Origin of the sequence: Bacillus sp. DE0042, assembly GCF_007680225.1 — a bacterium.
Taxonomy (GTDB): Bacteria; Bacillota; Bacilli; order Bacillales; family Bacillaceae_G; genus Bacillus_A; species Bacillus_A wiedmannii.
Window position 1 is genome coordinate 185,367 of the sequence record NZ_VEJP01000003.1, and the last position, 26,249, is coordinate 211,615.

Consider the following 26,249-nt stretch of genomic DNA (forward strand, 5'->3'; position numbering starts at 1 on the left):
CCCTCTCTTTCTACACGCCTCCGAATCTGCGCCCTCTATGCTGAAAGTCTGTAATCGCATTTAGCAAATGTTCCTCGGTAAAATCTGGCCAATACACATCTGTAAACCAAAATTCCGAATATGCAATTTGCCATAACATGAAATTACTAATACGTAGCTCTCCGCTCGTACGGATTAACAACTCTGGGTCAGGTAAAGAACTCGTCATTAAATAAGAAGAAAGCATTTCTTCACTTACATCTTCAACACGAATTTTTCCTTCCTCACTATCTTTCACCATATGTTGCACAGCAGAAACGATTTCATCTCGACTTCCATAGTTTAACGCGAAATTAAGAATTAATCCCGTATTCTCTTTCGTATCTTCCATGGCCTTTTCCATCGCTCTGCGTGTATGCGTAGGAAGACGATCTTGTTGTCCTATTACTCGGACTTGTACGTTCTCTTCAATCAATTCTGGTAAAAATGTACCTAGAAATTCTTCTGGAAGCCTCATTAAATAGTCAACTTCCTTTTTCGGTCTTTTCCAGTTCTCAGTTGAAAAAGCATAAAGAGTTAATACTTTCACATTAAGTTTGCTTGCAAATTTTGTGATTTTCTTTACAACTTGCATGCCTTCATGATGTCCCGCAATACGAGGCATCGCTCTCCTCTTTGCCCATCTTCCATTACCATCCATAATGATGGCAATATGTTCTGGGATGTATCCTTTTTTCACTTTTTCAACGAGATGATCAAACGATGCGACCTTTTTACTTTTAAAAAAAGGAAAGTTTTTAAACATCATTCATACCCTCCAGCAAGCAGACGTATGCCTAAAAGTGTAAAAAGACCCCCTTAAGAAGAGGGTCATATTTGCGAAGGTATCGCTATTACACTTCCATGATTTCTTTTTCTTTGTTTTTTGCGATTTCGTCAACTTTTGCAATATATTTATCTGTTTCTTTTTGGATATCTTCAGTATATCCTCTTAAATCATCTTCTGTAATATCGCCAGCTTTTTCAAGCTTCTTAAGATCATCGTTACTGTCACGACGTACGTTACGAACAGCAACTTTTGCTTCTTCAGCATATTTTTTCACAACTTTTACAAGATCGCGGCGACGCTCTTCTGTTAATGCAGGGAATGCAATACGAATTACAGTTCCATCATTAGAAGGATTTAAGCCTAAATCTGCTTTTAAGATTGCTTTTTCAATATCACCGATAGAAGTTTTATCATAAGGTTGAATTACAAGTAAACGTGCTTCTGGAACTGTAATGTTCGCTAATTGCACAACAGGTGTTGGTGCACCATAGTAATCAACTTGTACCTTATCTAATACAGACGAGCTTGCACGACCTGCGCGAACTGTTGCCAATTCACGAGAGTAAGCAGCAACTGCTTTTTCCATTTTTTCATTTGAAGACTTCAATACTTGTTGTCCCATATTTATTTCCCCCTTACAACTGTTCCGATATTTTCGCCTAAAACGGCACGTTTAATGTTACCTTTTTCCATAACTGAGAATACAATTAATGGAATATCATTGTCCATACATAAAGAAGAAGCTGTTGAATCCATTACACCTAAACCTTCTTTTAATACATCTAAGTAAGTAAGTGTTTCGTATTTCGTAGCTGTTGGGTCAAGAGATGGATCTGCATTATATACGCCATCTACATTGTTTTTCGCCATTAAGATAACGTCTGCTTCGATTTCCGCTGCACGTAGTGCTGCTGTTGTATCTGTAGAGAAATATGGGTTACCTGTACCTGCTGCAAAGATCACAACACGTTTTTTCTCTAGATGACGAACTGCTTTACGACGAATGTAAGGCTCTGCTACTTGACGCATTTCGATTGAAGTTTGAACACGAGTTTGAATTCCAATGTTCTCCAGGCTATCTTGAAGAGCTAATGAGTTCATAACTGTTGCTAACATACCCATGTAATCCGCTCCAGCACGATCCATTCCCATTTCACTTCCGATTTTTCCACGCCAAATGTTTCCGCCACCAACAACAACAGCAACTTCTACATCAAGTTCTGCAATTTCTTTCACTTGTTCCGCAACTGATTTAATAACAGATGGGTTAATTCCAAATCCTTGTTCGCCAGCTAACGCTTCTCCGCTTAGCTTTAATACGACACGATTATATTTCGGTTTACTCATAATGAACCTCCAATTGCTTACATCTTTATTTTAAAAAAGGGAACACAATGTGTTCCCTAATCTGTATTAGTTACTACCTTTTACTTGGTTCATTACTTCTTCAGCAAAGTTGTCTTCGCGTTTTTCGATACCTTCACCAACAGCGTAGCGAACGAATCCTTTTAATGTTCCGCCTTTTGACTCAACGAACTGACGAACTTTCATATCAGGGTTTTTAACGAATGCTTGGTCAAGTAAGCAAATTTCTTCGAAGAATTTGCCAAGACGGCCTTCAACCATTTTTGCAACGATTTTTTCAGGCTTGCCTTCGTTTAAAGCTTGTTGTGTTAATACTTGACGCTCATGCTCAACTTCTTCAGCTGTTACAGCATCGCGGTCGATGTATTTAGGGTTAACTGCTGCGATGTGCATTGCTACATCTTTAGCAGCAGCTTCGTCAGTAGAACCTTCAAGAACTGTTAATACACCAATACGTCCACCCATGTGTAGGTAAGCGCCGAATGCATCAGCATCAGTTTTTGTTACGATTTCGAAACGACGAAGTGTAAGTTTTTCACCAATTTTAGCGATTGCTTCGTTGATGTGCTCTTCTACTGTTTTGCCGCCTTCAATTGTTTGAGCCATAGCTTCTTCAATGTTAGCTGGTTTGTTAGCTAATAAGTGAGCAGCTAATTCTTTAATTAATGCTTGGAAACCTTCGTTTTTCGCAACGAAATCAGTTTCAGAGTTTAATTCTAAGATTAAACCTTCGTTACCGTTTGTTTCGATGAAAGTTAAACCTTCAGCAGCGATGCGGTCTGCTTTTTTAGCAGCTTTTGCAATACCTTTTTCACGTAAGAAGTCAATTGCTTTCTCCATGTCGCCATTAGTCTCAGTTAAAGCTTTTTTGCAGTCCATCATACCTGCGCCTGTTTTTTCACGAAGTTCTTTTACCATTTGTGCAGTGATTGCCATATTTTTCATCCTCCTAAAATATGTATTTATACCTTTTATAAAGGTGTTTATACCTTAAAAAAGGTGATAAAAGGCCGAACCCCTTATCACCTTTCCAAATTTGTTACGCAGTAACAGTTTCTTCACCTTGTTTTGCTTCAAGGATCGCGTCTGCCATTTTAGATGTAAGAAGTTTTACAGCACGAATTGCATCATCGTTTGCTGGGATAACGTGATCGATTTCGTCTGGATCACAGTTTGTATCAACGATACCGATGATTGGAATGTGTAATTTGCGTGCTTCAGCAACTGCAATACGCTCTTTACGAGGGTCTACTACGAATAATGCACTTGGAAGACCTTTCATATCTTTAATACCGCCTAAGAATTTCTCAAGACGCTCTAACTCTTTTTTAAGTTGAACAACTTCTTTCTTAGGAAGTACTTCGAAAGTACCATCTTCTTGCATTTTTTCAATGTCTTTAAGACGCTTGATACGCTTTTGGATTGTTTGGAAGTTTGTTAAAGTTCCACCTAACCAACGTTGGTTAACGAAGTACATACCAGCACGAGTTGCTTCTTCTTTAATAGCTTCTTGTGCTTGTTTTTTAGTACCTACGAATAAGATGTCACCGCCTTCAGCAGCGATGTCACGCATCGTTCTGTAAGCTTCCTCAACTTTTTTCACAGTTTTTTGTAAGTCGATGATGTAGATACCGTTACGCTCTGTGAAAATGTAACGCTTCATTTTTGGGTTCCAACGACGAGTTTGATGTCCGAAATGAACACCAGCTTCAAGCAATTGCTTCATAGAAATTACTGACATAATATAGTTCCTCCTAAATGGTTTTTGATATCCTCCGTTTACTTCATCTCTAAGCGAAACTACAAACGTAGCACCAACACTTAAATCAGTAAACGTGTGTACTTTGTACTGACACCACTGCTTACTATATCATACTGAAATATTACAATCAAGTCGAAAATGCGAACAATGTAAAACTTTCTTTGTTCACACTCGAATTCTAGTATTACCAACCTGTATTTCCTTTAAGCAAAAAAATAAAATTCAATTCATAGCTTTTCCGAAAAATACGATTATGACGCTATTTACAAACAACATCAATCTTTTATACAAAAAAACTCTCCTCAAAAAATGAGGAGAGTTTTATAAATTAGTTTGTTTTTAATTTAGCAAGTTCCTGTAGAAACTTGTCGTTTAGCACTTTAATGTATGTTCCTTTCATACCTAAAGAGCGAGACTCAATAACACCAGCACTCTCTAATTTACGAAGTGCATTTACGATTACAGAACGAGTAATTCCTACGCGATCAGCAATTTTACTTGCAACAAGTAAACCTTCTGTTCCATTTAATTCTTCGAAGATATGCTCGATTGCTTCTAACTCACTGTAAGATAATGAGCTAATTGCCATTTGAACAACTGCTTTACTACGTGCTTCCTCTTCGATTTCTTCTGCTTTTTCACGTAAGATTTCCATACCTACTACAGTTGAACTGTATTCAGCAAGGATTAAATCATCGTCTAAGAACTCTTGACCAAGACGAGCTAACACTAATGTGCCTAGACGCTCACCGCCACCAACGATTGGTACGATTGTAGTTAAACCTTGACCGAATAATTCTCTATTTTCTACTGGGAATGCTGTGTAAGCACTGTTTACATCTAAGTTTGAAGATGTTTCTGTAATGTTGAATAAGCTTTGCGTGTATTCTTCCGGGAATTGACGCTCTGCAAGCATTTGTTTCATACGCTCATTCTCAATTTGTTGGTGAATTGCATAACCTAGTAATTTACCACGACGGCTTACTACGAATACGTTCGCTTCGATTACTTCACACATTGTGTCAGACATTTCTCTAAAGTTTACAGGCTTTCCTGCTGCGCTCTGTAATAACGCATTTAATTTTCTTGTTTTTGCTAATAATTCCATTTCAAAAGTTCCTCCTACATGTTACTTACATATTTTTTCATCACTTGGAAACTAGGGCGAGTCACCTGATGACACTATTACAAAATAAACTGGCTCACATCTTTATTTTTAGCAATCGTTGCTAATTTCTCCTCAACGTATTGAGGTGTTATCGTTATTTTCTCTAACGTAATTTCAGATGCTTCAAACGATAAATCTTCAAGGAGTTTCTCCATAATCGTATGAAGTCTTCTTGCTCCAATATTATCTGTATCCTGATTAACTTGATAAGCAATCTCAGCAATCTTACGAATAGCTTCGTCTGAAAATTCAATTTCTATACCTTCAGTCGCTAATAAAGCCATATATTGTTTAATTAACGCATTGTCAGGCTCGATTAATATTTTAACAAAATCATCTGTCGATAATTTTGTTAATTCTACTCGAATCGGAAATCTCCCTTGCAGTTCCGGAATTAAATCCGACGGTTTAGACATATGAAACGCTCCAGCTGCAACGAATAAAATATAATCCGTTTTTACTGATCCGTATTTTGTCGCAACATTCGATCCTTCTACAATTGGTAAAATGTCACGTTGCACACCTTCACGTGATACATCTACGCTATTCGACTGCTTACCAGCAATTTTGTCAATTTCATCGATAAAAATAATCCCGAGCTGTTCAGCACGATAAACAGCCTCTTGTGTAACTTCATCCATATCAATTAAGCGCTGTGCTTCCTCATTTGTCAAGAGTTTTCTTGCTTCTTTCACAGAAAGTTTACGTTTTTTTGTTTTTTTCGGCATAAAACTTCCTAATGCATCTTGGAAATTCATTCCCATTTGTTCCATGCCAGTTCCTTGTAACATATCGAACATGGAAGACTGTTGCTCAGTCACTTCAATCGATACAATTTCATCTTCAAGAAGTCCTGCAGCAAGCTTTCTTTCCACATCTTGACGTTTCTTTTCGATTTCAACATCTTCCTGTGCATCCGATGTTTGATTTGAATTTTGAGCACCGCCAAATAGCATTTCTAATGGGTTTTTAAATCCAGATTGTTTCTCCGGACTCGGTACTAAAATTTCAACAAGACGTTGGTTCGCTTGTTCTTCTGCTTTGTCTTGTACTTTAATTACCATTTCTTCTTTCACGATACGAACTGACGTTTCCACAAGGTCACGTACCATCGATTCTACATCTCTACCTACATATCCAACTTCTGTAAATTTGGTAGCTTCAACCTTAATAAAAGGTGCTCCAACGAGTTTCGCCATTCGTCGTGCTACCTCTGTTTTACCAACACCTGTCGGTCCAATCATTAAAATATTTTTAGGTGCAATTTCATCACGTAGATTTTCAGCTAATTTACTTCGACGATATCGATTTCTTAAAGCTACAGCAACCGCTTTCTTCGCATCTTTTTGACCGATAATGTATTGATCTAATTTTTCCACAATTTGACGCGGAGTAAAATGTAAATGCATATAAAATGCCTCCCTTACGATTCTACAATTCTTCCACAATTATATTGTGGTTTGTATAAACACAAATATCGCCAGCAATGTCTAAACTCGCTTTCGCAATTTGCTTCGCTGTTAAATGTTCACTTGCATATTGCTTTAAAGCACGACCTGCAGAAAGCGCATAATTCCCACCAGATCCAATCGCTAAAATACCATCATCCGGTTCAATCACTTCTCCTGTACCTGAAACAAGAAGCATAGTTGTTTTATCCATGACAATGAGCATCGCTTCTAGCTGACGTAACATTTTGTCGCCACGCCATTGTTTTGCCATCTCAACTGCAGCACGCTGCAAGTTCCCATTGTACTCTTCTAATTTCCCTTCAAACATTTCAAAAAGAGTAAATGCGTCAGCAACGGAACCTGCAAAGCCAGCTAAAACTTTCCCTTGGAAAAGTTTACGGACTTTACGAGCTGTATGTTTCATTACAACTGCATTTCCCATTGTCACCTGACCATCTCCAGCCATTGCACATTCTCCATTATGATGAACTGCAAATATCGTTGTAGCGTGGAAATTTCCCATAGAAAAAACTCCTTTATATGTTTTTATAGCTTTAAAAGCAATTTATGCCCGCGGGTGATGCTTCATGTAGACCGAACGCAATCTTTCTTTAGAGACATGCGTATAAATTTGTGTTGTCGACAAATTCTCATGACCAAGTAGCTCCTGTACAGTACGTAAATCTGCCCCTTCATCTAACATGTGTGTAGCAAATGTATGCCTTAACATATGGGGACTTATCCGCATTGTCAGTGAAGCCTTCTTAATGAGTTCGTTTAATACATAACGTACCCCTCGACTTGTTAGCGGCGTGCCTTTCGCATTTAAAAATACCATATGAGAGTGTTCTTCAGTTTTGTGAGCTAACTGTTTTCTCCCGTTCTCTATATAAGTAATTAAAGCATCTTGCGCATAGCTTCCGAACGGAATATACCTTTGTTTTTTTCCTTTTCCCATTACTAAAATTGTTCCCACCGCGAAGTCAATATCGGTAAGTTGTAAATTGACACATTCACTCACACGGATTCCAGTCGCATACATCAACTCTAATAAAGCTTGATTCCTTTGACCTAGCGGCGTTTCCGTATCAGCAACTTCAAATAATTCCTCTAATTCTTCAGCATATAAAAACTTTGGGATTGACAATTCTTTTTTGGGGAGTGACGCAAGTGCAAACGGATTATCTTTCCGATAACCTTCACGCATCAAAAAACGATATAAACTTCGTAAGCTTGATACTTTTCTTGCGACAGATTTACGGGCTAACTTTTCATCGTGCAACGTCGTTAAGTACAAACGAACATCCGCGTATGTAACATCTAAAAAAGAGGATATGCCTTCTCGCTCCATAAATTGCACAAAATGTTCTAAATCATTTTGATAACTTGCAATTGTATATTTTGAATAATTTCTTTCAATTTGTAAATATCCAACGAATAATTGTAACAATTTCTTCACATTCACACAATTCACCTCAATAAAGGCTACTAAATCGTATCACAACTTAGTAGCCTTTGCAAGAAATTTAACTAAATATTTACAAAATTTTGAATTGTTTCTAAAGCGCGTGTTGCATATGCTTCATTTCGTTCTGCTTTCCTCTTAACTTTCTTCTCTAACGGTGCAAACAAACCGAAGTTTGCATTCATTGGCTGGAAGTTTTTCGCGTTTGTCGCAGTAATATAATTCGCCATACTTCCCATTGCAGTTACAGGCGGTAACACAACCGGTTCTTCACCTTTCACAAGTCGAGCAGCGTTAATACCCGCTAGTAATCCTGAAGCCGCTGATTCAACATATCCCTCTACTCCAGTCATTTGACCAGCGAAGAATAAATCATCACGTTGTTTATATTGATATGTTGGACGAAGCAAGTTAGGTGAATTAATAAACGTATTACGATGCATTACACCATAACGTACAATCTCTGCGTTTTCCAGTCCTGGAATCAACTGTAACACTTCTTTTTGTGGTCCCCACTTTAAATGCGTTTGGAAACCTACGATATTGTATAACGTTCCTGCTGCATCATCTTGACGTAACTGAACGACAGCATATGGCGTTTTTCCTGTTTTCGGATCTTCTAATCCAACAGGTTTCATCGGTCCAAATACTAGCGTCTGTCTTCCTCTACTTGCCATAACTTCTACCGGCATACAACCTTCAAAGAAAATTTCTTTTTCAAATTCTTTTAAAGGTACTGTTTCAGCAGCAATTAAAGCCTCGTAAAAACGGTCAAATTCCTCTTCCGTCATTGGGCAGTTTAAATATGCAGCTTCACCTTTATCGTAACGAGACTTTAAATATACTTTATTCATATCAATGCTGTCTTTCTCAACAATCGGTGCTGCAGCATCATAGAAATAAAAATAATCTTCACCTGTTAATTCTTTTAATTGTGCAGCAAGATCAGGAGACGTAAGTGGACCTGTCGCGATAACAGTAGGTCCTTCTGGAATTTCAGTAATTTCTTCATTCATTACAGTTACGTTCGGATGGTTTTTCACATACTCCGTTACCTTTGCCGCAAATTCATGACGATCTACAGCTAAAGCCCCTCCTGCTGGTACAGAGCACTCATCAGCTGCACGAATAATAACAGAGTCCATTAAACGCATTTCTTCTTTAATAACACCAACAGCGTTTGTTAATGTGTTTGCGCGAAGCGAGTTACTGCATACTAACTCTGCAAATTTATCTGTGTGATGAGCTGGCGTTTGCCTTACTGGTCTCATTTCATATAATTTTACTTGGACACCACGTTTTGCAATTTGGTAAGCTGCTTCACTTCCTGCAAGACCTGCGCCAATGACGTTTACTACTTGTGTTGTCATATTTATCACCTTTCCTTTTCTTCCCGAAAAAAATGTGAGCAGTTACGCTCACATTTGTTGTTCTTCTTCATAATCACACGAAATACATTGTACTTGCACGCCTTTTTTCAACTTCTTCTCTACAAGCATACCTTCGCACTTCGGACATTTACGACCAATTGGTTTATCCCAAGATACAAAGTCACACTCTGGATACGTACCGCATCCATAGAAAAGACGTTTCTTTTTATTACTACGGCGTTCAATAATTTGACCTTTATCACACTTCGGACAAGTAACACCGATTTCTTTCACAATCGGTTTTGTATTACGACAATCTGGGAAATTCGAACAAGCCATAAATTTCCCGTATTTACCCATTTTAAAGACCATTGGGTGATCACACAATTCACAGTCTTCCCCAGCTGGTTCATCTTTAATTTCCACTTCACGCATTTCTTTTTCCGCTTTTTCTAAACGCGGTTCAAAGCCTACGTAGAAATCATCAACAATTTTTACCCAATTCGCATTTCCTTCTTCTACTTCATCAAGACTTTGCTCCATGTTAGCAGTAAATTCAATGTTAATAATTTCTGGGAAAAACTCTAAAATAAGTTCAATTACTATTTCACCAAGTTCAGTTGGAACGAAGCGTTTATTATCCAAACCTACGTATCCACGTTTTTGAATCGTTTCAAGTGTCGGCACGTAAGTCGACGGTCTTCCAATTCCAAGCTCTTCAAGTGTTCTTACTAGACGAGCCTCTGTATAGCGCGGCGGAGGTTGTGTAAAATGTTGCTTCGGTTCTAAATCCTTCGAAAATACCGTTTCCCCTACTTCTAAAGGTGGCAACATTTTATCCTTTTCTTCAGCCCCGTCATCTTTCGACTCTACATACACTTTCATAAATCCTGGAAACTTTACAACCGATCCACTTGCACGGAACTGAACATTGTTATTAATGAGTCTAGCTGTCACAGTATCCATTATAGCAGACGCCATTTGACTTGCAACAAATCGCTCCCAAATCAGTTTATACAACCGAAGTTGATCACGACTTAAGAAACTCTTTAGTTCCTCTGGCCTTCTCATTACCGAAGTAGGACGAATTGCCTCATGCGCATCTTGCGCGTTCGACTTTTTCGTTTCTTTCTTCTTTTCTGTCCCTATGTATTCCGCACCAAACGCCTCAGTAATGTAAGTACGCGCCTCTGTTTGAGCTGTTTCTGAGATACGTGTTGAGTCAGTTCTCATATACGTAATAAGACCTACAGTCCCTTGCTTTCCAAGATCTATACCTTCATACAATTGCTGCGCGAGCATCATTGTTTTCTTTGCTCGCATGTTTAACTTACGCGCTGCCTCTTGTTGCAAGGAAGATGTTGTAAACGGTAATGCAGGATTACGTTTTCGCTCTTTTCGCGTTACATTTTCAACTGAAAACGCATTATCTTTCATCTGTTCAATTATTTCATTCACTTGCGTTTCATTCGTTAATTGAACTTTTTCACCATCTACACCGTAAAAGCTTGCTTCAAATGTGTCTTTCCCCTTCACAAATTCTGTCTTAATTGTCCAGAATTCTTCAGGCTCAAAGATTTGAATTTCTTTTTCACGTTCGATAATTAAACGAACTGCTACAGATTGTACGCGTCCTGCACTTAATCCTTTTTTTACTTTCTTCCATAATAAAGGACTAATATTGTAACCAACCAGACGATCTAGTATACGCCTTGCTTGTTGTGCATCTACTAAATCCATATTAATCGCACGAGGGTGTTTAAATGATTCTTTTATTGCATCTTTTGTAATCTCATTAAACACAACTCGACAATCTGATTCAACGTCCACATTTAACGTATTGGCTAAATGCCAAGCAATTGCTTCCCCTTCGCGGTCTGGATCGGCCGCGAGATAGACTTTCTTTGCTTTTTTGGCCGCTGATTTTAAATCTTTTAAGACGGGACCTTTACCACGAATGGTAATATACTTCGGGGTGAAGTTGTTCTTTACTTCTATCCCCATTTGGCTTTTAGGTAAATCGCGAACGTGTCCCATAGACGCGACAACTTTGTATTTTTTCCCTAAATATTTCTCAATGGTCTTCGCCTTAGAAGGCGACTCCACGATTACGAGGTAATCTGACATGCTAGTGCCTCCTTAAGAGGTGGATTCAAGTCTTCATCAATCTTATTGATTTCTCTTGTTTTTGTCAATCAAGAATGAATATACCATACAGTGCCTATCTACCATTTGTCAATAATTGTTTAATAAAAACATAAAAATATAAGGTTAATTTAAAACCTCTTCCAAGATATCTTCTGCATTTCTTACTAGTTTTGCTCCTTGTTGAATCAAATGATTCGTTCCTGATGCACTATCTATAAATATAGGTCCAGGAAGTGCAAATACCTCTCTATTTTGCTCTAAAGCAAGGTCCGCAGTAATAAGTGTTCCACTTCTTGATTTCGCTTCTACAACTAAAACACCCTTACTTATACCACTAATAATCCGGTTCCTTTTTGGAAAATACCATTTTTTCGGTGCATAGTGCGGCGGATACTCTGTTAATAACAATATATATTCATTCCACGTTTCATATAAATGTCTATTCTCTTTTGGATACATATACGATAATCCATGTCCTAGTATTGCAATAGTCGGGCAATGCCGTCTTACTGTAATTTCATGAGACATTGTATCTATCCCTCTTGCAAACCCACTGACAATAAGCCATTCCCTTTCTAATAATGGGTGTAAAATAAGTTTTAAACTCTCATGTCCATATAAAGTCGGTTCTCTCGTTCCAATAACCGCTAATTTATTCGCTTTATTGAGAAAATCCTTCTCTCCTTTTCCATATAACACAAAGGGGGGATCTTGTATTTCACGTAATAATTGTGGATAATCTTCATCCCATATAGTCATATAAAAGATTCGATTTTTTTCTAAATAAGATATATATTGCGGGAGATTTGAACTTTGAAGAAAATTTACTAATTCTGAAGATTTTTTCGAGGATATTCCAGTGTAGTATTCCATTTGCTTTGTATTAAACGTGTATATTCCCTTCAATTCAGGATCGACATATAGTAGTCTTTCCATCGCCTTCCAATGATCCGCTAAAAAATAATGAAGATGTAATAATCGTTCTCTTTTCATCTTAATTCTCCTTACCCATAATTTTTATTATGTAAACAAGAATTGCGTAAAAAGACACCTTCAAGCAAGAAGGTGTCTTTCAACAGATTAGTAGTTTTTACAAGTCTCAAATAGACCTTTTTCTTTTAAGACAGAGATTAGCGTTTCGCCCATAACCGCTGGAGTTTCCGCTACTTTAATACCACAAGCTTCCATCGTTTTAATCTTTTCTGCAGCAGTTCCTTTACCACCAGAAATGATTGCACCAGCATGGCCCATACGTTTGCCAGCAGGCGCTGTTTGGCCACCAATGAAGCCTACAACAGGTTTTGTCATATTAGCTTTCACCCATTCAGCTGCCTCTTCTTCTGCTGTACCACCGATTTCACCAATCATAATTACAGCATGCGTTTCTTCATCTTCATTAAATGCTTTTAACGCATCAATAAAGTCCGTACCGTTAACTGGGTCCCCACCGATACCTACAGCAGTAGATTGGCCAATACCTTCTTGTGTTAACTGATGTACAGCCTCATACGTTAATGTACCAGAGCGAGATACGATACCTACATGACCTTTTTTATGAATGTACCCTGGCATAATACCAATTTTGCATTCATCAGGCGTAATAACACCAGGACAGTTTGGTCCAAGTAAACGTGTATGTTTACCCGCCATATATCTCTTTACATTTACCATATCTAATACAGGAATTCCTTCAGTAATACATACTACTAAATCGATTTCTGCATCAACTGCTTCCATAATTGCATCAGCCGCAAAAGCGGGTGGAACGTATACAACTGAAGCATTTGCGCCTGTTGCTTTCACTGCATCTTCTACAGTATCAAATACTGGTACACCTTCAATATCAGTGCCACCTTTACCTGGCGTTACACCACCGACAATTTTCGTACCGTATTCAATCATTTGTTTTGTGTGGAATAAACCTTGAGAACCTGTAATACCTTGAACAATAACTTTTGTATCTTTATTAACTAATACGCTCATTTTTCTCCCCCGCTTTCTATTAGCCCACTAGTGAAACAATTTTTTGTGCACCGTCTGCCATAGATTCTGCTGCAACAATATTTAAGCCAGACTCATTTAAAATTTTCTTACCTAACTCTACGTTTGTACCTTCAAGACGTACAACTAAAGGCAATTCAAGACCTACTTGTTTCGTCGCTTCAATAACACCTTCTGCGATAACATCACACTTCATAATGCCACCAAAAATGTTAACGAAGATACCTTTTACATTTTTGTCAGAAAGGATAATTTTGAATGCTTCTGTAACTTTTTCAGCTGTTGCACCGCCACCAACATCTAAGAAGTTAGCTGGATCGCCATGGTAATGTTTAATGATATCCATTGTAGCCATCGCTAAACCTGCACCATTAACCATACAACCAATATTTCCATCTAAAGGAATGTAGTTTAAGTCGTATTTAGAAGCTTCAATTTCTTTTGAATCTTCTTCATCAAGATCACGAAGTTCTAAAATGTCTTTATTGCGATATAAAGCATTAGAATCAAAGTTTAATTTCGCATCTAATGCCATAACTTTACCATCACCTGTTGTAACAAGTGGATTGATTTCCGCGATAGAGCAATCTTTTTCGATAAACGCACGGTATAAGCCCATCATAAACTTCACAGCTTGTCCTACAAGCTCTTTTGGAATATTGATGTTAAACGCGATTCGGCGCGCTTGGAAGCCTTGTAAGCCTACTGCTGGATCAATATATTCTTTAAAGATCTTTTCAGGTGTTTGCTCTGCTACTTCTTCAATTTCTGTTCCACCTTCTTCAGATGCCATTAAAACAACTTGAGAAGTTGCACGATCTAAAACTAGACCAACATAATATTCTTTTTTAATATCGCAACCTTCTTCGATAAGTAAGCGTTTTACTTCCTTACCTTCAGGACCTGTTTGATGTGTCACAAGTGTAGTTCCTAAAATGCTCTCTGCATATGTACGAACTTCATCTAAATTTTTTGCAACTTTTACTCCGCCAGCTTTGCCGCGTCCACCAGCGTGAATTTGTGCTTTTACTACACATACATCCGTTCCTAATTCTTTCGCTGCTTCTACAGCTTCTTCTACTGTAAATGCAACCTTCCCGTTCGGAACGCTAACCCCATAGCTTTTAAGGACTGCCTTACCTTGGTACTCATGGATATTCATGGTCCCATCCTCCCCTGTTTTCCTGTTTTACTCGAAAAGTTTTTTAATGTTTAAAAAACATTACATTGCCATTGTATAAGATGATTGGCACGCTGTCTACAATAAAGTGTCAGAAAACTGAAATCGCTTTATTCTTTTTTGAAAATAATAATGTTCATATACCAAAATAAAAAAATAAGCTGCATATTCGCAGCTTATTTTTGAATCGTATCTTTAATTGGTGCAAACGATTTGCGATGTTCTTCTAATACTCCATGCGCTTCAATCGCTTCTAAATGTTGTTTTGTGCCATATCCCATATGTTGTTCAAATCCATATGCAGGATACTTTTCTCCAAGCTCTTTCATCATACGATCTCTCGTTACTTTCGCAATAATGGATGCAGCTGAAATAGAAATACTTTTCGCATCACCTTTAATAATGGATGTTTGCGGAATTGGTGTAGGAAGTTTCATCGCATCAATTAATAAATGTTCTGGTGCACAAGATAAATTCGCGACAGCATCTAACATCGCTTGTTTCGTCGCTTGATAAATATTTATCTCATCAATCATTTGTGGTGATACAATTCCAACTCCAATTGCAATTGCTTGCGCTTTAATTTCATCATAAAAACGCTCTCGCTTCGCCTCACTCAGCTTTTTCGAGTCATTTAACCCTGGAATATAAAAATCTTCCGGAAGGACAACAGCTGCCGTCACGACAGGCCCAGCTAGCGGCCCACGCCCTACTTCATCTATACCCGCGATAAGTGTGAGCCCTTTTTCACGTAATGCAATCTCGTACTTGGACATTTCGAAAAACTTTTCTTTTTCTTTCTGCGTTAACTCTTTTTGTTTATGCCACTTCAAAATGAGCTTTTGTATTCCTTTTCGCTCGTCTTTCATTAATATTTGGAAGCGGTCATCTTCTTCACTCATTATTTCATGCAGTAAACGTTCCGCTTCTTGAATAGTCACTTTTTGCATTCATGCCACTCCCTTTATATACAAAAAAGAAAAGACGTACAAACGCACGTCTTATACTTCTTCTACTTTTTCTGCATCTTCTGTCTGCTCCGCAAACTCTTCAGGTGTTTCAAACGTCATTTTCCCAAGTTTTCCACCACGAAGCTCACGAAGTATAAGCTCAGATGTTTTATCATAATCAATCATTCCGCCGCCCATTAAACAGCCTCTATTTTTTCCAATTGCATCGAATAACTCCACAATATCTTCTGGAATTTCATTTAAATTATATCGATCTTTCAAACGTTCTGGATAATGTTTTTCCATAAAACGTAAAGCGTAAACAGCAACATCTTGTAAATTTAAAATTGAATCTTTAATTGCGCCCGTTGTCGCTAAACGAAGACCCACTAATTGATCTTCAAATTTAGGCCATAAAATACCGGGTGTATCTAACAGTTCCATTTCCTTCCCAACTTTAATCCATTGTTGAGCTGTTGTCACACCAGGACGATCTCCTGTTTTAGCAATATTTTTCTTCGCCAACTTATTAATTAACGTAGATTTACCAACATTCGGTATACCTACAATTAATGCACGAATCGCTCTCGGTCTAATACCTTTTGCAACCATTTTATCAAATTTTTCTTTCACCAACACTTTACAAGCCGCTGCAATTTCTTTCATACCTTGTCCAGCTTGTGCGTTAATTGAAATTGCCATCTGGCCTTTTTCTTTAAAATATGCGATCCATTGCTTTGTTAAACGATCATCTGCCATATCCGCTTTATTTAAAACAACAAGCCTCGGCTTATGTGTAATAATCTCATCGATCATTGGATTTCGAGAAGATAAAGGTAATCGAGCATCTACAAGCTCAATTACAACATCAATTAACTTTAATTTTTCTGTTACTTGGCGTCTAGCCTTTGCCATATGTCCCGGGAACCATTGAATTACCATGTTGCCACCTTCTTTTTCTTTTATTTCACAATACGAGCATCTTTTAACGGCCAATATAGTATATTTGCTTTTCCAATCACTTGGTCCATTGAAATTGTACCAATCGAACGGCTATCTTTACTAAAACGACGATTATCGCCTAAAACAAATAATTGACCTTCTGGAACAGTTTTCTTCCCTGTCATTTCTTCAAGAGTAAAATCATATGTAAGCGGTCCGTCAGCAATTTGTTTTTTTTGCTTGTCTAAATACGGCTCCTCATAAGCCTTTCCGTTAACATATAGTTTATCATTACGATACTCTATTTCATCGCCTGGCAGGCCGATAATGCGCTTAATATAATCTTTATCTTCCGTCGCTCGGAATACGATAATATCAAATCGTTTCGGATCTCCTATGTGATAACCAATTTTATTGACAATCATTCGATCGCGATCATGTAAAGTAGACGCCATCGATACTCCATCTACGAGAATTGGAGCAAAGAAAAACTGTCTAATAACACCCGCTAATACAACAGCAATCAAAATTGCTTTGATCCATTCCCAAAGTGAACTCTTTTCTTTCTTCATGCATTTCCCCTCCACGATTATGTAAGCTGCTCGTATTATATCAAAATTTTATATAGATTGGAAAAAGGGAGCTTGTGTATTTACAAGCTCCCATACATGTCTTATCGAATTTCTTTAATACGTGCTTTTTTACCGCGAAGGTTACGTAAGTAGTATAACTTAGCACGACGTACTTTACCACGGCGAAGTACTTCAAGTTTCGCGATTCTTGGCGTGTGAACTGGGAATGTACGCTCAACACCTACACCGTAAGAAATCTTACGAACTGTGAATGTTTCACTGATTCCGCCACCACGACGTTTAATTACAACACCTTCGAAAAGCTGAATTCTTTCACGAGTTCCCTCAACTACTTTTACGTGTACACGTAAAGTGTCTCCAGGACGGAATGAAGGAAGGTCAGTTTTTAATTGGCCTTGAGTAATTTCTGCGATTAATTGTTGCATATTAAATTCTCTCCTTTAAACAGATGCTCTTATAAAGTCTTAATAAATTACAGCGGAACATCGTTAATACGGCCACTGATTTCAGTAGCACAAGTGTTATAATAGCATATTGCTAGGACTGTTGCAATAGAAAATATATCAAGCCCTTACTTGTCTTCTTTAATCTGTTCTAGCCATTTCGCTTCTTGCTTAGATAATTCTCGTTCTTCCAGTAAATCCGGTCTACGCGTGTACGTACGACGTAGTGATTCTTTGTGTCGCCATTCATCAATATTTTTATGATTTCCTGACATTAGTACATTCGGTACCTTCATACCACGAAAATCAGCTGGACGTGTATAATGAGGATGTTCTAATAAACCTGTACTAAACGAATCCTCGACTTGTGAAGCATGATTTCCTAGCACTCCCGGGAGGAGACGCACGACACTATCCGTAATAACCATAGAAGCTAACTCTCCGCCAGTTAATACGTAGTCACCGATAGAAATCTCATCCGTTACGAGATGCTCACGAATTCGTTCATCGTACCCTTCATAATGACCACACACAAAAATAACATGCTCTTCTTTAGCAAGTTCTTCTGCCTTCTTCTGCGTAAAACGCTCTCCTTGTGGACACATTAGGACAACTCTCGGTTTACGGTCTGTTTCCTTCGTTAACTCTTCCACTGCATCAAAGATAGGCTGGGGGGTTAATACCATCCCAGCGCCACCACCATACGGATAATCATCTACGCTATTATGCTTACTCGTTGTATAATCGCGGAAATTGACAACACGAAGCTCTACCGCTTCTTTTTCTTGTGCTTTCTTTAAAATTGAAGATCCAAACACACCCGTAAACATATCTGGAAACAATGTTAAAATGTCAATTTTCATTATAATAGCCCTTCCATTACATGAATGGTTACTAATTTATTCTCAATGTTAACTTGAAGTACAACATCATCAATATAAGGAATTAATAGATCTTGACCTTTTGGACGTTTAATTACCCAAACATCATTTGCACCAGGAGATAAAATTTCTTTTATTGTTCCTAACGCTTCTCCTTCTTCCGTTACAACACTGCAACCAATAATTTCATGGTAGTAGTATTCACCTTCAGCTAGTTCACCTAACTGCTCTTCTGGTACTTTTATTAAAGAACCTTTAAACTTCTCTGCTTCATCTACATTGTTGTATCCTTCAAATGTTAATAGATCAAATGTCTTATGTTGACGATGAGAAGTTACTTTCACTGGAAGGTAGTCTGTACTTTTCTCATTACTTATGTATAACGTGTTTCCTACTTTATATCGCTCTTCTGGAAAATCAGTACGAGAAATAACACGAATTTCTCCTCTTACGCCATGAGTATTTACAATTTTCCCTACGTTAAACCATTTTGTCATAAATAGTATGTCACCCCTGGTTTCTATATAAATTAAGCATCTCCATTTCACATATGGAACATGCAACTTCTCTTTAAATGTTAAAAAAGGGAGAGGAAATAACTCCTCGCCCTTTTTACGTTTATTGAATTTCCAGTGTTACTTTTTCATCATTATGATGTCCCACTGAATACAAGAGCATTCGAATTGCTTTCGCAACTTTCCCTTGCTTTCCAATGACTTTTCCAACATCCTCAGGATGTACAGTTAATCGATACTTTATCTCTCCGTTGTAAAGTTCCTGTGTAACTTTTACATCTTCAGGATGATCGACAAGAGGCTTGACAATCGTCTCGACTAACTTCTTCATAGTCATTGCCTCAATTACTTACCTTGTTTAGATAAGTGGAATTTCTCCATGATACCTTGGTTAGAGAATAAGTTACGAACTGTATCAGATGGTTTAGCACCATTTCCTAACCATTTTAATGCTGCTTCTTCGTTGATCTTAACTTCAGCTGGTTGAGCAACCGGATTGTAAGTACCGATTTCCTCAATGAAACGTCCGTCACGAGGAGAACGAGAATCTGCAACAACTACACGATAGAAAGGAGTTTTTTTAGCTCCCATACGTTTTAAACGAATTTTAACTGCCATTTATAAAGCACCTCCGAATTTATTTCACACAGATAATTATATTAGCAAAAAGACTATTGCTTTGTAAAGTATTTTTTCTTAACAGAGCCATCTTTTTTCCTTACATGAATGGAAACTTCAATCCACCTAGTCCTTTTTTCTTACCTTTTTGCATTCCCGTCATCGTTTTCATCATCTTTTTCATATCATCAAATTGCTTGATTAAACGATTGATCTCTTGTACCGTTGTACCGCTACCTTTGGCAATGCGCTTTTTGCGACTAGCATTGATTATTTCCGGTTGTTCTCGCTCTAATTTAGTCATAGAACGAATAATTGCCTCAATATGCCCAATTTGTTTTTCATCAACTTGCGCATTTTTCAGCCCTTTAATTTTATTTGCACCAGGAAGCATTCCTAACAATTCATCAAGCGGTCCAAGTTGACGCACTTGTCCAAGCTGTTCTAGGAAATCGTCAAGCGTAAACGAAAGCGTACGCATTTTTTGCTCAAGTTCTTTTGCTTTCTCTTCATCAACTGTAGCTTGCGCTTTTTCAATTAATGTTAAGACGTCTCCCATCCCTAAAATACGGGATGCCATACGCTCTGGATGGAACGCTTCAATCGCATCTAGTTTTTCACCCATACCAGCAAATTTAATCGGTGTATTTGTTACCGCCTTAATAGATAATGCCGCACCACCGCGCGTATCACCATCTAATTTCGTTAATACAACACCTGTTAAACCTAACTGTTCATGGAAACTTTGTGCAACATTTACCGCGTCTTGTCCCGTCATCGCATCGACAACAAGGAAAATTTCATCCGGTTTCGCAACTTCTTTCACTTTCGCTAATTCATCCATTAGTTCTTCATCAATATGCAGGCGACCTGCTGTATCAATTAAAACATAATCGTGATGATCTTCTTTTGCTTTTGCAATCGCTTGTTTCGCAATTTCAACAGGACTTACTTGATCTCCTAAAGAGAATACAGGCATGTCCAATTGCTTCCCTAATGTTTCAAGCTGTTTAATCGCTGCTGGACGGTAAATATCCGCTGCAACAAGCATTGGTTTACGATTATGCTTTTTACGAAGCAAATTCGCAAGCTTACCTGTCGTCGTTGTTTTACCCGCACCTTGCAGACCAACCATCATTATAACAGTCGGTGGCCTATTAGCAACAGCAATTTTGCTTTGCTCTCCGCCCATAAGTTCTGTAAGTTCTTCCTGTACAACTTTAATTACTTGTTGTCCAGGTGTCAAACTTGTCATTACATCTTGTCCGACAGCACGTTCAGACACACGCTTTACAAAATCTTTTACTACTTTAAAGTTAACGTCCGCTTCTAAAAGAGCTAGACGAACTTCTCTCATCATTTCTTTCACATCGGCTTCAGAAACTTTTCCTTTGCCGCGGATTTTTTGCATTGTCTGTTGAAGTCGGTCGGCTAATCCTTCAAATGCCATATTGCCGCCCTCCTAATCTAATTTTTCGATAGCTTCAACAACTTGTTTCATTTCTTCATTCACATGCTCTTCTTCGCTGATTAGCTGTTTTAGCTTTGCAACAAGTCGCTGTCGCTCTTGAAACTTTTGAAGTAATACTAATTTATCTTCATATTCTTCAAGCATCGCTTCAGTCCGTTTAATGTTATCATACACGGCTTGGCGACTTACATCAAATTCTTCCGCAATTTCACCAAGAGATAAATCATCTAGATAATAAAGCGACATATAACTTCTTTGTTTTTGCGTTAACAACGATTGATAAAAATCAAATAAATAGTTCATTCTCGTTGTTTTCTCGAGCATGTTGGATCATCCTTTGTTAAGTGATTTCCCTTTACATGAATTAGTTTACATGGAGTACAAAAGAGTGTCAAGTTTTTTTCTTAACATCACATATTTTTATAGAAAAAGAAGCGGAAAATACCGCTTCTTTCACTTACACTTCTTCTGTTTCTACTAAGTTCGCAAATAAACCATACACATATTGTTCTGGATCAAACTGCTGTAAGTCATCCATTTGCTCTCCTAATCCAACGAATTTCACCGGTACATCCATTTCGTTACGAATCGCTAATACAATACCACCTTTAGCAGTTCCATCTAACTTCGTTAAAACAATACCAGTAACATTCGTTGCTTCACGGAATGTCTTCGCTTGACTTAAACCGTTTTGTCCTGTTGTTGCATCAATAACAAGTAATACTTCGTGAGGAGCCCCCGGTACTTCACGCTCAATTACACGCTTCACTTTCTCTAACTCTTTCATTAAGTTTACTTTATTTTGTAAGCGTCCTGCTGTGTCACATAGTAATACGTCTACTTTACGTGCTTTCGCGGCTTGTACAGCGTCATACATAACCGCCGCTGGATCAGATCCTGACCCTTGTTTAATCACTTCTACACCAACGCGATCGCCCCATACTTCTAATTGTTCAATCGCTCCTGCGCGGAATGTATCTCCTGCCGCCAATAGGACAGACTTACCTTCTGATTTGAATTTATGTGCTAGTTTACCAATCGTCGTCGTTTTCCCTACGCCGTTAACACCGACAAATAAAACAACTGTTAATTGATCCTCTTGCATATTAATTTCGTTACTAAACTCACTGTCGCCTTTGTAAATTCCTACTAACTTTTCTGAAATAACAGCTTGTACTTCTTTTGGATCTTGGATGTTACGACGTTGCACTTCTTCTTTCAATTGATCAATTAATTCCATTACCGTCGAAACTCCGACATCTGCACCAATTAAAATTTCTTCTAATTCCTCAAAGAAATCTTCATCTACTTTACGATAACGATAAACTAAATCATTTACTTTATCTGCAAACGAATTTCTCGTTTTTTCTAATCCATGTTTAAATTTCTCTGTTACCGTATCTGTTTGTTTTGAAATTTTTTCTTTTAATTTTTTAAAAAAACTCATACTGTCCCATCCTTCCTAATTACTTGCAACTAGTTCTTCTCCATCATCTAAACGAACCGAAACAAGTTTAGATACCCCTGACTCTTGCATTGTTACACCGTACAATACGTCAGACTCTTCCATTGTACCTTTTCTATGTGTAATGACAATAAACTGTGTCTCATCACTAAATCTCTTTAAATACTGCGCAAAACGGGCAACATTCGCCTCATCAAGAGCCGCCTCTACCTCATCTAATACACAGAATGGGACTGGGCGCACTTTTAAAATACCGAATAACAGCGCAATTGCTGTTAAAGCACGCTCCCCACCAGAAAGTAAACCTAAGTTTTGCAGTTTCTTCCCTGGCGGTTGCGCTACAATATCAATACCAGTATTTAATAAGTCCTCTGGATTCGTCATGACTAAATCCGCTCTACCGCCTCCAAATAATTCAGAGAATACCGATTGAAACTCCATTCGAATTCCTTCAAACGTAGTAGAAAAACGTTTTTTCATTTCTTCATCCATTTCAGTAATAAGTTGGTGCAATGTCGCTTTCGCTTCTTCTAGGTCATCTTTTTGCTCTAGTAAGAATGTATGACGCTCTGCTACACGCTCATACTCTTCAATTGCCCCTAAGTTCACTGTGCCTAGCTCTTCGATGGATAATTTAATTAGTTTCACCTTTTTACGTGCATCCTCTGCAGGCATCATCATTGTATACTTCAGTTTTGCTGCTTCAAATGAAATCGTATATGTTTCACGTAAATGTTGTAATCTATTTTCTAACTCTACATCAAGTCGGTTTATTTTTACTTCTTGATTTTTCAGCATCTCAAGAATGTATTTATGTTTACCTGTTGTTTCTTTCAGATTACGTTCTAAATGTTCTACTCTCTCTTGTAACGATACGCGTTGTTCACGACGAGAGCGAATTAACTCTGAAGTTTGATTACGATCATATGCTTTCTTCTCAATCATATTCGTAATCTGTTCTTCACCACTTGAATTAGAGGTCATTTCTTGTTTTAAGAATGCTAAATCCTCTTTCGTTTTGACAAGCGTTGCATCCGTTTCTTCTTTTTCCTTCGTCAATCGTTCAACTTTTTCTTTTTGATTAGATAAGCGTTGTTGCTTTTCAGCCGCTAACACTTTTAACTCAGTCATTTCTTTTTGCACTTTTTCTTTCGAAGAATGCTGCTCACTTTTTTGTTTTGTTAAAGCGACAATTTTGCTATCTAATTCCGTAATCTCCGCTTGAAGCATTGCTAAAATCTTTTCTAGCTCTTCTTTACGTCCCTGTATTTTCACTTGATCTTGTAAGAATCCTTCAATCTCTAAATCGTAAATAGATAAACGATCATTAATACGATGTTCTTCTAATTCTAAGCGACTAATTTCTTCTCTTAATTTCTGTTCATCTACACGCTCTGCTTCTACACTTTGCCTTAGTTCCCGTATTTTCACTTCTTTTTCTTGAATCTCTTGCTTTACTGCTTTAACAAAGTTTTCTAACTTTGTCGTTTTTTCTTCCATATCAGTTAACTTGTTCGTCCACTCTTCTAGCTCACGTTGACGTCCTAATAAAGAAGATTTCGCCTGTTTTACCGCTCCACCAGTCATAGAACCACCGGGGTTCACTACATCACCTTCGATTGTTACAATGCGATAACGGTATTGCAGTTGTTTCGCCAACTCATTCGCCCCACGTAAATCTTTCGCAACAATAACAGTACCTAATAAATTTGAAACTACATTTTCATATTTATTGTTATATTGCACAAGTTCTGCCGCCACACCTACAAACGATGGGTGTTGATTTACAATACGTAATTGTTCAAATGATAACGATCTACTTTTAATAACAGCTTGCGGTAAAAACGTTGCTCGTCCATGTTTATTTTGTTTTAAAAACGTAATTGCATTACGAGCATGTTCTTCTTTTTGTACGACAATATGCTGCATCGCTGCACCTAGAGCAATTTCCATTGCAATTTCATATTCTTTCGGTACCGTTAGCAGTTCTGCAACAGCACCCTCGATACCTTGCAACCTATCTTCTCTAGCTTTTAATACTTCACGTACCCCTTGATAGAAACCAGAGTAATCCTCTTGCATCTCTTCTAGCATTTCTTTTCGAGAACGTGCCTGTTGTACAAATTGATACGCTTGATACAGTTTTGTTTCATTTTCACTGTACTGCGTCTTGCATTTCCCAAGTGCCGCTTCTGTCTTTTGTATATTCGAAAGAATACCAGCGACTTTTTCTTTCACTTGTTCATAACTTTCCACAAGTTTCGTCTTTTTCGCTGTAATTTCCATGCGTATTTCTACATATTTCGCATTTTCTTCATCGAGGCGTTCATTTTTTGAGTTTTGTTGTTTAGATTGTTCTTCAATCATAGATAACTCATTACGATGACTAGCTTGTTGATTTAAAAGTTCAATATAGTCACCTTTTAAATTCTCAATTTGTTCCTCTAAATTGTCAGCAAAAGTTGCAAGCAGTAGCTCATTATCATGCAATTTTGTCTCCAACTCTTTTACTTGATTTACAAATTGCATCAACACTTCTGTACTGGATTCAATTTCACCATCATAACTTGTAGCTTTCTCTGTTAATTCAACAATTAACTGTTCGAGTTGTGCACAATGCGTCGTTGCATTTTGTTTTCTCTCTTTTAATAACTCACGCTGTCCTTCTAATTTTTCTAGCTCTTTACTAGAAAGAAGCAGTACTTCTTGTAAGGAATCTACAGACTCATCTACTGCTTGTAATTGTCCTCGTAATTCCTCAAGCTCTTCTTCACCTTTTTGTAAATGCGTTGACATTTTAGCTTCTTCGTTTTTATTATGCCCAAACTGATTTCGAAGCGCTTCCCATTTCTCATGTAATTCTTCAATTTCATGTACAATAAGCGCCGCTTCTACTTTCTCTAATTCTTCTTTTTTCTCGAGATAATCTTTCGCAATAGAAGCTTGTCTTTCTAAAGGTTCTACTTGACTACTTAATTCGTGAATGATATCTTGTACACGATTTAAGTTTTCTTGTGTGTCTGCTAATTTCACTTCAGCTTTCTTTTTACGAAGTTTGTATTTCAGCACTCCCGCAGCTTCTTCAAATACACCACGACGTTCTTCTGATTTACTACTTAAAATCTCTTCAACTTTCCCCTGGCTAATAATCGAAAAAGCTTCTCTTCCCATACCAGAGTCCATAAATAAATCGATAATATCTTTCAATCTACATGATTGTTTATTAATATAAAAATCACTATCACCAGAACGAGATACACGACGCGTTACACACACCTCATTATATTCAATCGGTAAACGTTGATCTTCATTATTTAAAGTTATTGTTACTTCAGCAACATTAACTGCTCTTCTCGTATCACTGCCTGCAAAAATAATATCCTCCATCTTTGCACCACGTAATGATTTTGCAGATTGTTCACCAAGTACCCAGCGAATCGCATCAGTAATATTACTTTTCCCACTTCCATTAGGTCCTACTACGGAAGTTACACCTGGGACAAAATCAACAGATACACGCTCAGCAAAAGACTTAAACCCTGCTATTTCTAATCTTTTTAAAAACACGAAAGGCCTTCCTCCTATTCTCCGTTGTTATAACTGTTGTCTATACAAAAACAAGCTATTATACGGGTTTCCCTTCCCTTTATTCA

General features: G+C 37.7%; 26 protein-coding genes. All 26 read right to left on the bottom strand.

What is annotated here, in order from left to right:
* Positions 1–10 precede the first annotated feature (10 nt).
* Positions 11–787, bottom strand: coding sequence for an undecaprenyl pyrophosphate synthase (gene uppS / locus FS802_RS14930; RefSeq protein ID WP_000971311.1), 777 nt, complete (start codon positions 785–787; stop codon positions 11–13).
* Positions 788–872: 85 nt separating this feature from the next.
* Positions 873–1,430, bottom strand: a complete 558-nt coding sequence (gene frr / locus FS802_RS14935) for a ribosome recycling factor (protein ID WP_000531506.1) — start codon at positions 1,428–1,430, stop codon at positions 873–875.
* 2 nt (positions 1,431–1,432) lie between these two features.
* Positions 1,433–2,155 carry a UMP kinase gene (pyrH, locus tag FS802_RS14940; RefSeq protein WP_000042667.1) on the bottom strand — a complete coding sequence of 241 codons (723 nt, stop codon included), beginning with the start codon at positions 2,153–2,155 and terminating at the stop codon, positions 1,433–1,435.
* Positions 2,156–2,221: 66 nt separating this feature from the next.
* A complete protein-coding gene (tsf, locus tag FS802_RS14945; protein WP_001018585.1) occupies positions 2,222–3,109 on the bottom strand; it encodes a translation elongation factor Ts in 888 nt (295 codons plus the stop codon).
* A gap of 103 nt (positions 3,110–3,212) precedes the next feature.
* Positions 3,213–3,914 carry a 30S ribosomal protein S2 gene (gene rpsB / locus FS802_RS14950; protein WP_000111484.1) on the bottom strand — a complete coding sequence of 234 codons (702 nt, stop codon included), beginning with the start codon at positions 3,912–3,914 and terminating at the stop codon, positions 3,213–3,215.
* 349 nt (positions 3,915–4,263) lie between these two features.
* Complete coding sequence (gene codY / locus FS802_RS14955; RefSeq protein WP_000421290.1) at positions 4,264–5,043, bottom strand: GTP-sensing pleiotropic transcriptional regulator CodY; 780 nt, start codon at positions 5,041–5,043, stop codon at positions 4,264–4,266.
* A gap of 77 nt (positions 5,044–5,120) precedes the next feature.
* Positions 5,121–6,512, bottom strand: a complete 1,392-nt coding sequence (gene hslU / locus FS802_RS14960) for an ATP-dependent protease ATPase subunit HslU (protein WP_000550070.1) — start codon at positions 6,510–6,512, stop codon at positions 5,121–5,123.
* 22 nt (positions 6,513–6,534) lie between these two features.
* Positions 6,535–7,077, bottom strand: a complete 543-nt coding sequence (hslV, locus tag FS802_RS14965; protein ID WP_000526271.1) for an ATP-dependent protease proteolytic subunit HslV — start codon at positions 7,075–7,077, stop codon at positions 6,535–6,537.
* Positions 7,078–7,119: 42 nt separating this feature from the next.
* A complete protein-coding gene (gene xerC, locus FS802_RS14970) occupies positions 7,120–8,019 on the bottom strand; it encodes a tyrosine recombinase XerC (protein WP_001101235.1) in 900 nt (299 codons plus the stop codon).
* Between the two features lie 65 nt (positions 8,020–8,084).
* Complete coding sequence (trmFO, locus tag FS802_RS14975; protein WP_000211997.1) at positions 8,085–9,389, bottom strand: FADH(2)-oxidizing methylenetetrahydrofolate--tRNA-(uracil(54)-C(5))-methyltransferase TrmFO; 1,305 nt, start codon at positions 9,387–9,389, stop codon at positions 8,085–8,087.
* Between the two features lie 48 nt (positions 9,390–9,437).
* Positions 9,438–11,516 carry a type I DNA topoisomerase gene (gene topA, locus FS802_RS14980; RefSeq protein ID WP_001286953.1) on the bottom strand — a complete coding sequence of 693 codons (2,079 nt, stop codon included), beginning with the start codon at positions 11,514–11,516 and terminating at the stop codon, positions 9,438–9,440.
* 144 nt (positions 11,517–11,660) lie between these two features.
* The gene (gene dprA / locus FS802_RS14985) at positions 11,661–12,530 is read right to left on the bottom strand and encodes a DNA-processing protein DprA (RefSeq protein WP_098653380.1); all 870 of its coding nucleotides are present in this window, start codon (positions 12,528–12,530) and stop codon (positions 11,661–11,663) included.
* Positions 12,531–12,617: 87 nt separating this feature from the next.
* On the bottom strand, positions 12,618–13,520 hold the full coding sequence (gene sucD / locus FS802_RS14990) for a succinate--CoA ligase subunit alpha (protein ID WP_000115178.1): 903 nt from the start codon (positions 13,518–13,520) through the stop codon (positions 12,618–12,620).
* A 19-nt stretch (positions 13,521–13,539) separates the two neighbouring features.
* Complete coding sequence (gene sucC, locus FS802_RS14995) at positions 13,540–14,700, bottom strand: ADP-forming succinate--CoA ligase subunit beta (RefSeq protein ID WP_001020778.1); 1,161 nt, start codon at positions 14,698–14,700, stop codon at positions 13,540–13,542.
* Positions 14,701–14,894: 194 nt separating this feature from the next.
* A complete protein-coding gene (locus FS802_RS15000; RefSeq protein ID WP_001174728.1) occupies positions 14,895–15,668 on the bottom strand; it encodes a ribonuclease HII in 774 nt (257 codons plus the stop codon).
* A gap of 51 nt (positions 15,669–15,719) precedes the next feature.
* Positions 15,720–16,610 carry a ribosome biogenesis GTPase YlqF gene (gene ylqF, locus FS802_RS15005; RefSeq protein ID WP_000236708.1) on the bottom strand — a complete coding sequence of 297 codons (891 nt, stop codon included), beginning with the start codon at positions 16,608–16,610 and terminating at the stop codon, positions 15,720–15,722.
* A 20-nt stretch (positions 16,611–16,630) separates the two neighbouring features.
* Positions 16,631–17,182, bottom strand: coding sequence for a signal peptidase I (gene lepB, locus FS802_RS15010; RefSeq protein WP_000711857.1), 552 nt, complete (start codon positions 17,180–17,182; stop codon positions 16,631–16,633).
* Between the two features lie 101 nt (positions 17,183–17,283).
* Entirely contained in the window at positions 17,284–17,628 is a 345-nt protein-coding gene (gene rplS / locus FS802_RS15015) for a 50S ribosomal protein L19 (protein ID WP_001186518.1), read from the bottom strand.
* A gap of 146 nt (positions 17,629–17,774) precedes the next feature.
* On the bottom strand, positions 17,775–18,509 hold the full coding sequence (gene trmD / locus FS802_RS15020) for a tRNA (guanosine(37)-N1)-methyltransferase TrmD (RefSeq protein ID WP_070169093.1): 735 nt from the start codon (positions 18,507–18,509) through the stop codon (positions 17,775–17,777).
* Positions 18,509–19,024: a ribosome maturation factor RimM gene (rimM, locus tag FS802_RS15025; protein ID WP_000170282.1), complete on the bottom strand. Its 516-nt coding sequence runs from the start codon at positions 19,022–19,024 to the stop codon at positions 18,509–18,511. Before rimM ends, trmD begins: the two co-directional genes overlap by 1 nt.
* A 121-nt stretch (positions 19,025–19,145) precedes the next feature.
* A complete protein-coding gene (locus FS802_RS15030) occupies positions 19,146–19,373 on the bottom strand; it encodes a KH domain-containing protein (protein ID WP_000737397.1) in 228 nt (75 codons plus the stop codon).
* A 14-nt stretch (positions 19,374–19,387) separates the two neighbouring features.
* Positions 19,388–19,660 carry a 30S ribosomal protein S16 gene (gene rpsP / locus FS802_RS15035; RefSeq protein WP_000268750.1) on the bottom strand — a complete coding sequence of 91 codons (273 nt, stop codon included), beginning with the start codon at positions 19,658–19,660 and terminating at the stop codon, positions 19,388–19,390.
* 100 nt (positions 19,661–19,760) lie between these two features.
* Positions 19,761–21,110, bottom strand: a complete 1,350-nt coding sequence (gene ffh / locus FS802_RS15040) for a signal recognition particle protein (protein ID WP_000863466.1) — start codon at positions 21,108–21,110, stop codon at positions 19,761–19,763.
* A gap of 12 nt (positions 21,111–21,122) precedes the next feature.
* Entirely contained in the window at positions 21,123–21,455 is a 333-nt protein-coding gene (locus tag FS802_RS15045) for a putative DNA-binding protein (protein ID WP_000891061.1), read from the bottom strand.
* Positions 21,456–21,588: 133 nt separating this feature from the next.
* Positions 21,589–22,578: a signal recognition particle-docking protein FtsY gene (gene ftsY / locus FS802_RS15050; RefSeq protein WP_000007644.1), complete on the bottom strand. Its 990-nt coding sequence runs from the start codon at positions 22,576–22,578 to the stop codon at positions 21,589–21,591.
* 15 nt (positions 22,579–22,593) lie between these two features.
* Positions 22,594–26,163, bottom strand: coding sequence for a chromosome segregation protein SMC (gene smc / locus FS802_RS15055; protein ID WP_098653379.1), 3,570 nt, complete (start codon positions 26,161–26,163; stop codon positions 22,594–22,596).
* Positions 26,164–26,249 lie beyond the last annotated feature (86 nt).

Bases quoted from the DNA above. Each gene is read 5' to 3' on its own strand.
- rplS (WP_001186518.1), bottom strand. From the start codon at position 17,628: ATGCAACAATTAATCGCAGAAATTACTCAAGGCCAATTAAAAACTGAC.
- trmD (WP_070169093.1), bottom strand. From the start codon at position 18,509: ATGAAAATTGACATTTTAACATTGTTTCCAGATATGTTTACGGGTGTG.
- pyrH (WP_000042667.1), bottom strand. From the start codon at position 2,155: ATGAGTAAACCGAAATATAATCGTGTCGTATTAAAGCTAAGCGGAGAA.
- hslV (WP_000526271.1), bottom strand. From the start codon at position 7,077: ATGGGAAATTTCCACGCTACAACGATATTTGCAGTTCATCATAATGGA.
- ylqF (WP_000236708.1), bottom strand. From the start codon at position 16,610: ATGGTAATTCAATGGTTCCCGGGACATATGGCAAAGGCTAGACGCCAA.
- topA (WP_001286953.1), bottom strand. From the start codon at position 11,516: ATGTCAGATTACCTCGTAATCGTGGAGTCGCCTTCTAAGGCGAAGACC.
- rpsP (WP_000268750.1), bottom strand. From the start codon at position 19,660: ATGGCAGTTAAAATTCGTTTAAAACGTATGGGAGCTAAAAAAACTCCT.
- ffh (WP_000863466.1), bottom strand. From the start codon at position 21,110: ATGGCATTTGAAGGATTAGCCGACCGACTTCAACAGACAATGCAAAAA.
- rpsB (WP_000111484.1), bottom strand. From the start codon at position 3,914: ATGTCAGTAATTTCTATGAAGCAATTGCTTGAAGCTGGTGTTCATTTC.
- hslU (WP_000550070.1), bottom strand. From the start codon at position 6,512: ATGCATTTACATTTTACTCCGCGTCAAATTGTGGAAAAATTAGATCAA.
- dprA (WP_098653380.1), bottom strand. From the start codon at position 12,530: ATGAAAAGAGAACGATTATTACATCTTCATTATTTTTTAGCGGATCAT.
- sucC (WP_001020778.1), bottom strand. From the start codon at position 14,700: ATGAATATCCATGAGTACCAAGGTAAGGCAGTCCTTAAAAGCTATGGG.
- tsf (WP_001018585.1), bottom strand. From the start codon at position 3,109: ATGGCAATCACTGCACAAATGGTAAAAGAACTTCGTGAAAAAACAGGC.
- ftsY (WP_000007644.1), bottom strand. From the start codon at position 22,578: ATGAGTTTTTTTAAAAAATTAAAAGAAAAAATTTCAAAACAAACAGAT.
- codY (WP_000421290.1), bottom strand. From the start codon at position 5,043: ATGGAATTATTAGCAAAAACAAGAAAATTAAATGCGTTATTACAGAGC.
- sucD (WP_000115178.1), bottom strand. From the start codon at position 13,520: ATGAGCGTATTAGTTAATAAAGATACAAAAGTTATTGTTCAAGGTATT.
- frr (WP_000531506.1), bottom strand. From the start codon at position 1,430: ATGGGACAACAAGTATTGAAGTCTTCAAATGAAAAAATGGAAAAAGCA.
- uppS (WP_000971311.1), bottom strand. From the start codon at position 787: ATGATGTTTAAAAACTTTCCTTTTTTTAAAAGTAAAAAGGTCGCATCG.
- rimM (WP_000170282.1), bottom strand. From the start codon at position 19,024: ATGACAAAATGGTTTAACGTAGGGAAAATTGTAAATACTCATGGCGTA.
- trmFO (WP_000211997.1), bottom strand. From the start codon at position 9,389: ATGACAACACAAGTAGTAAACGTCATTGGCGCAGGTCTTGCAGGAAGT.
- FS802_RS15000 (WP_001174728.1), bottom strand. From the start codon at position 15,668: ATGCAAAAAGTGACTATTCAAGAAGCGGAACGTTTACTGCATGAAATA.
- FS802_RS15045 (WP_000891061.1), bottom strand. From the start codon at position 21,455: ATGCTCGAGAAAACAACGAGAATGAACTATTTATTTGATTTTTATCAA.
- FS802_RS15030 (WP_000737397.1), bottom strand. From the start codon at position 19,373: ATGAAGAAGTTAGTCGAGACGATTGTCAAGCCTCTTGTCGATCATCCT.
- lepB (WP_000711857.1), bottom strand. From the start codon at position 17,182: ATGAAGAAAGAAAAGAGTTCACTTTGGGAATGGATCAAAGCAATTTTG.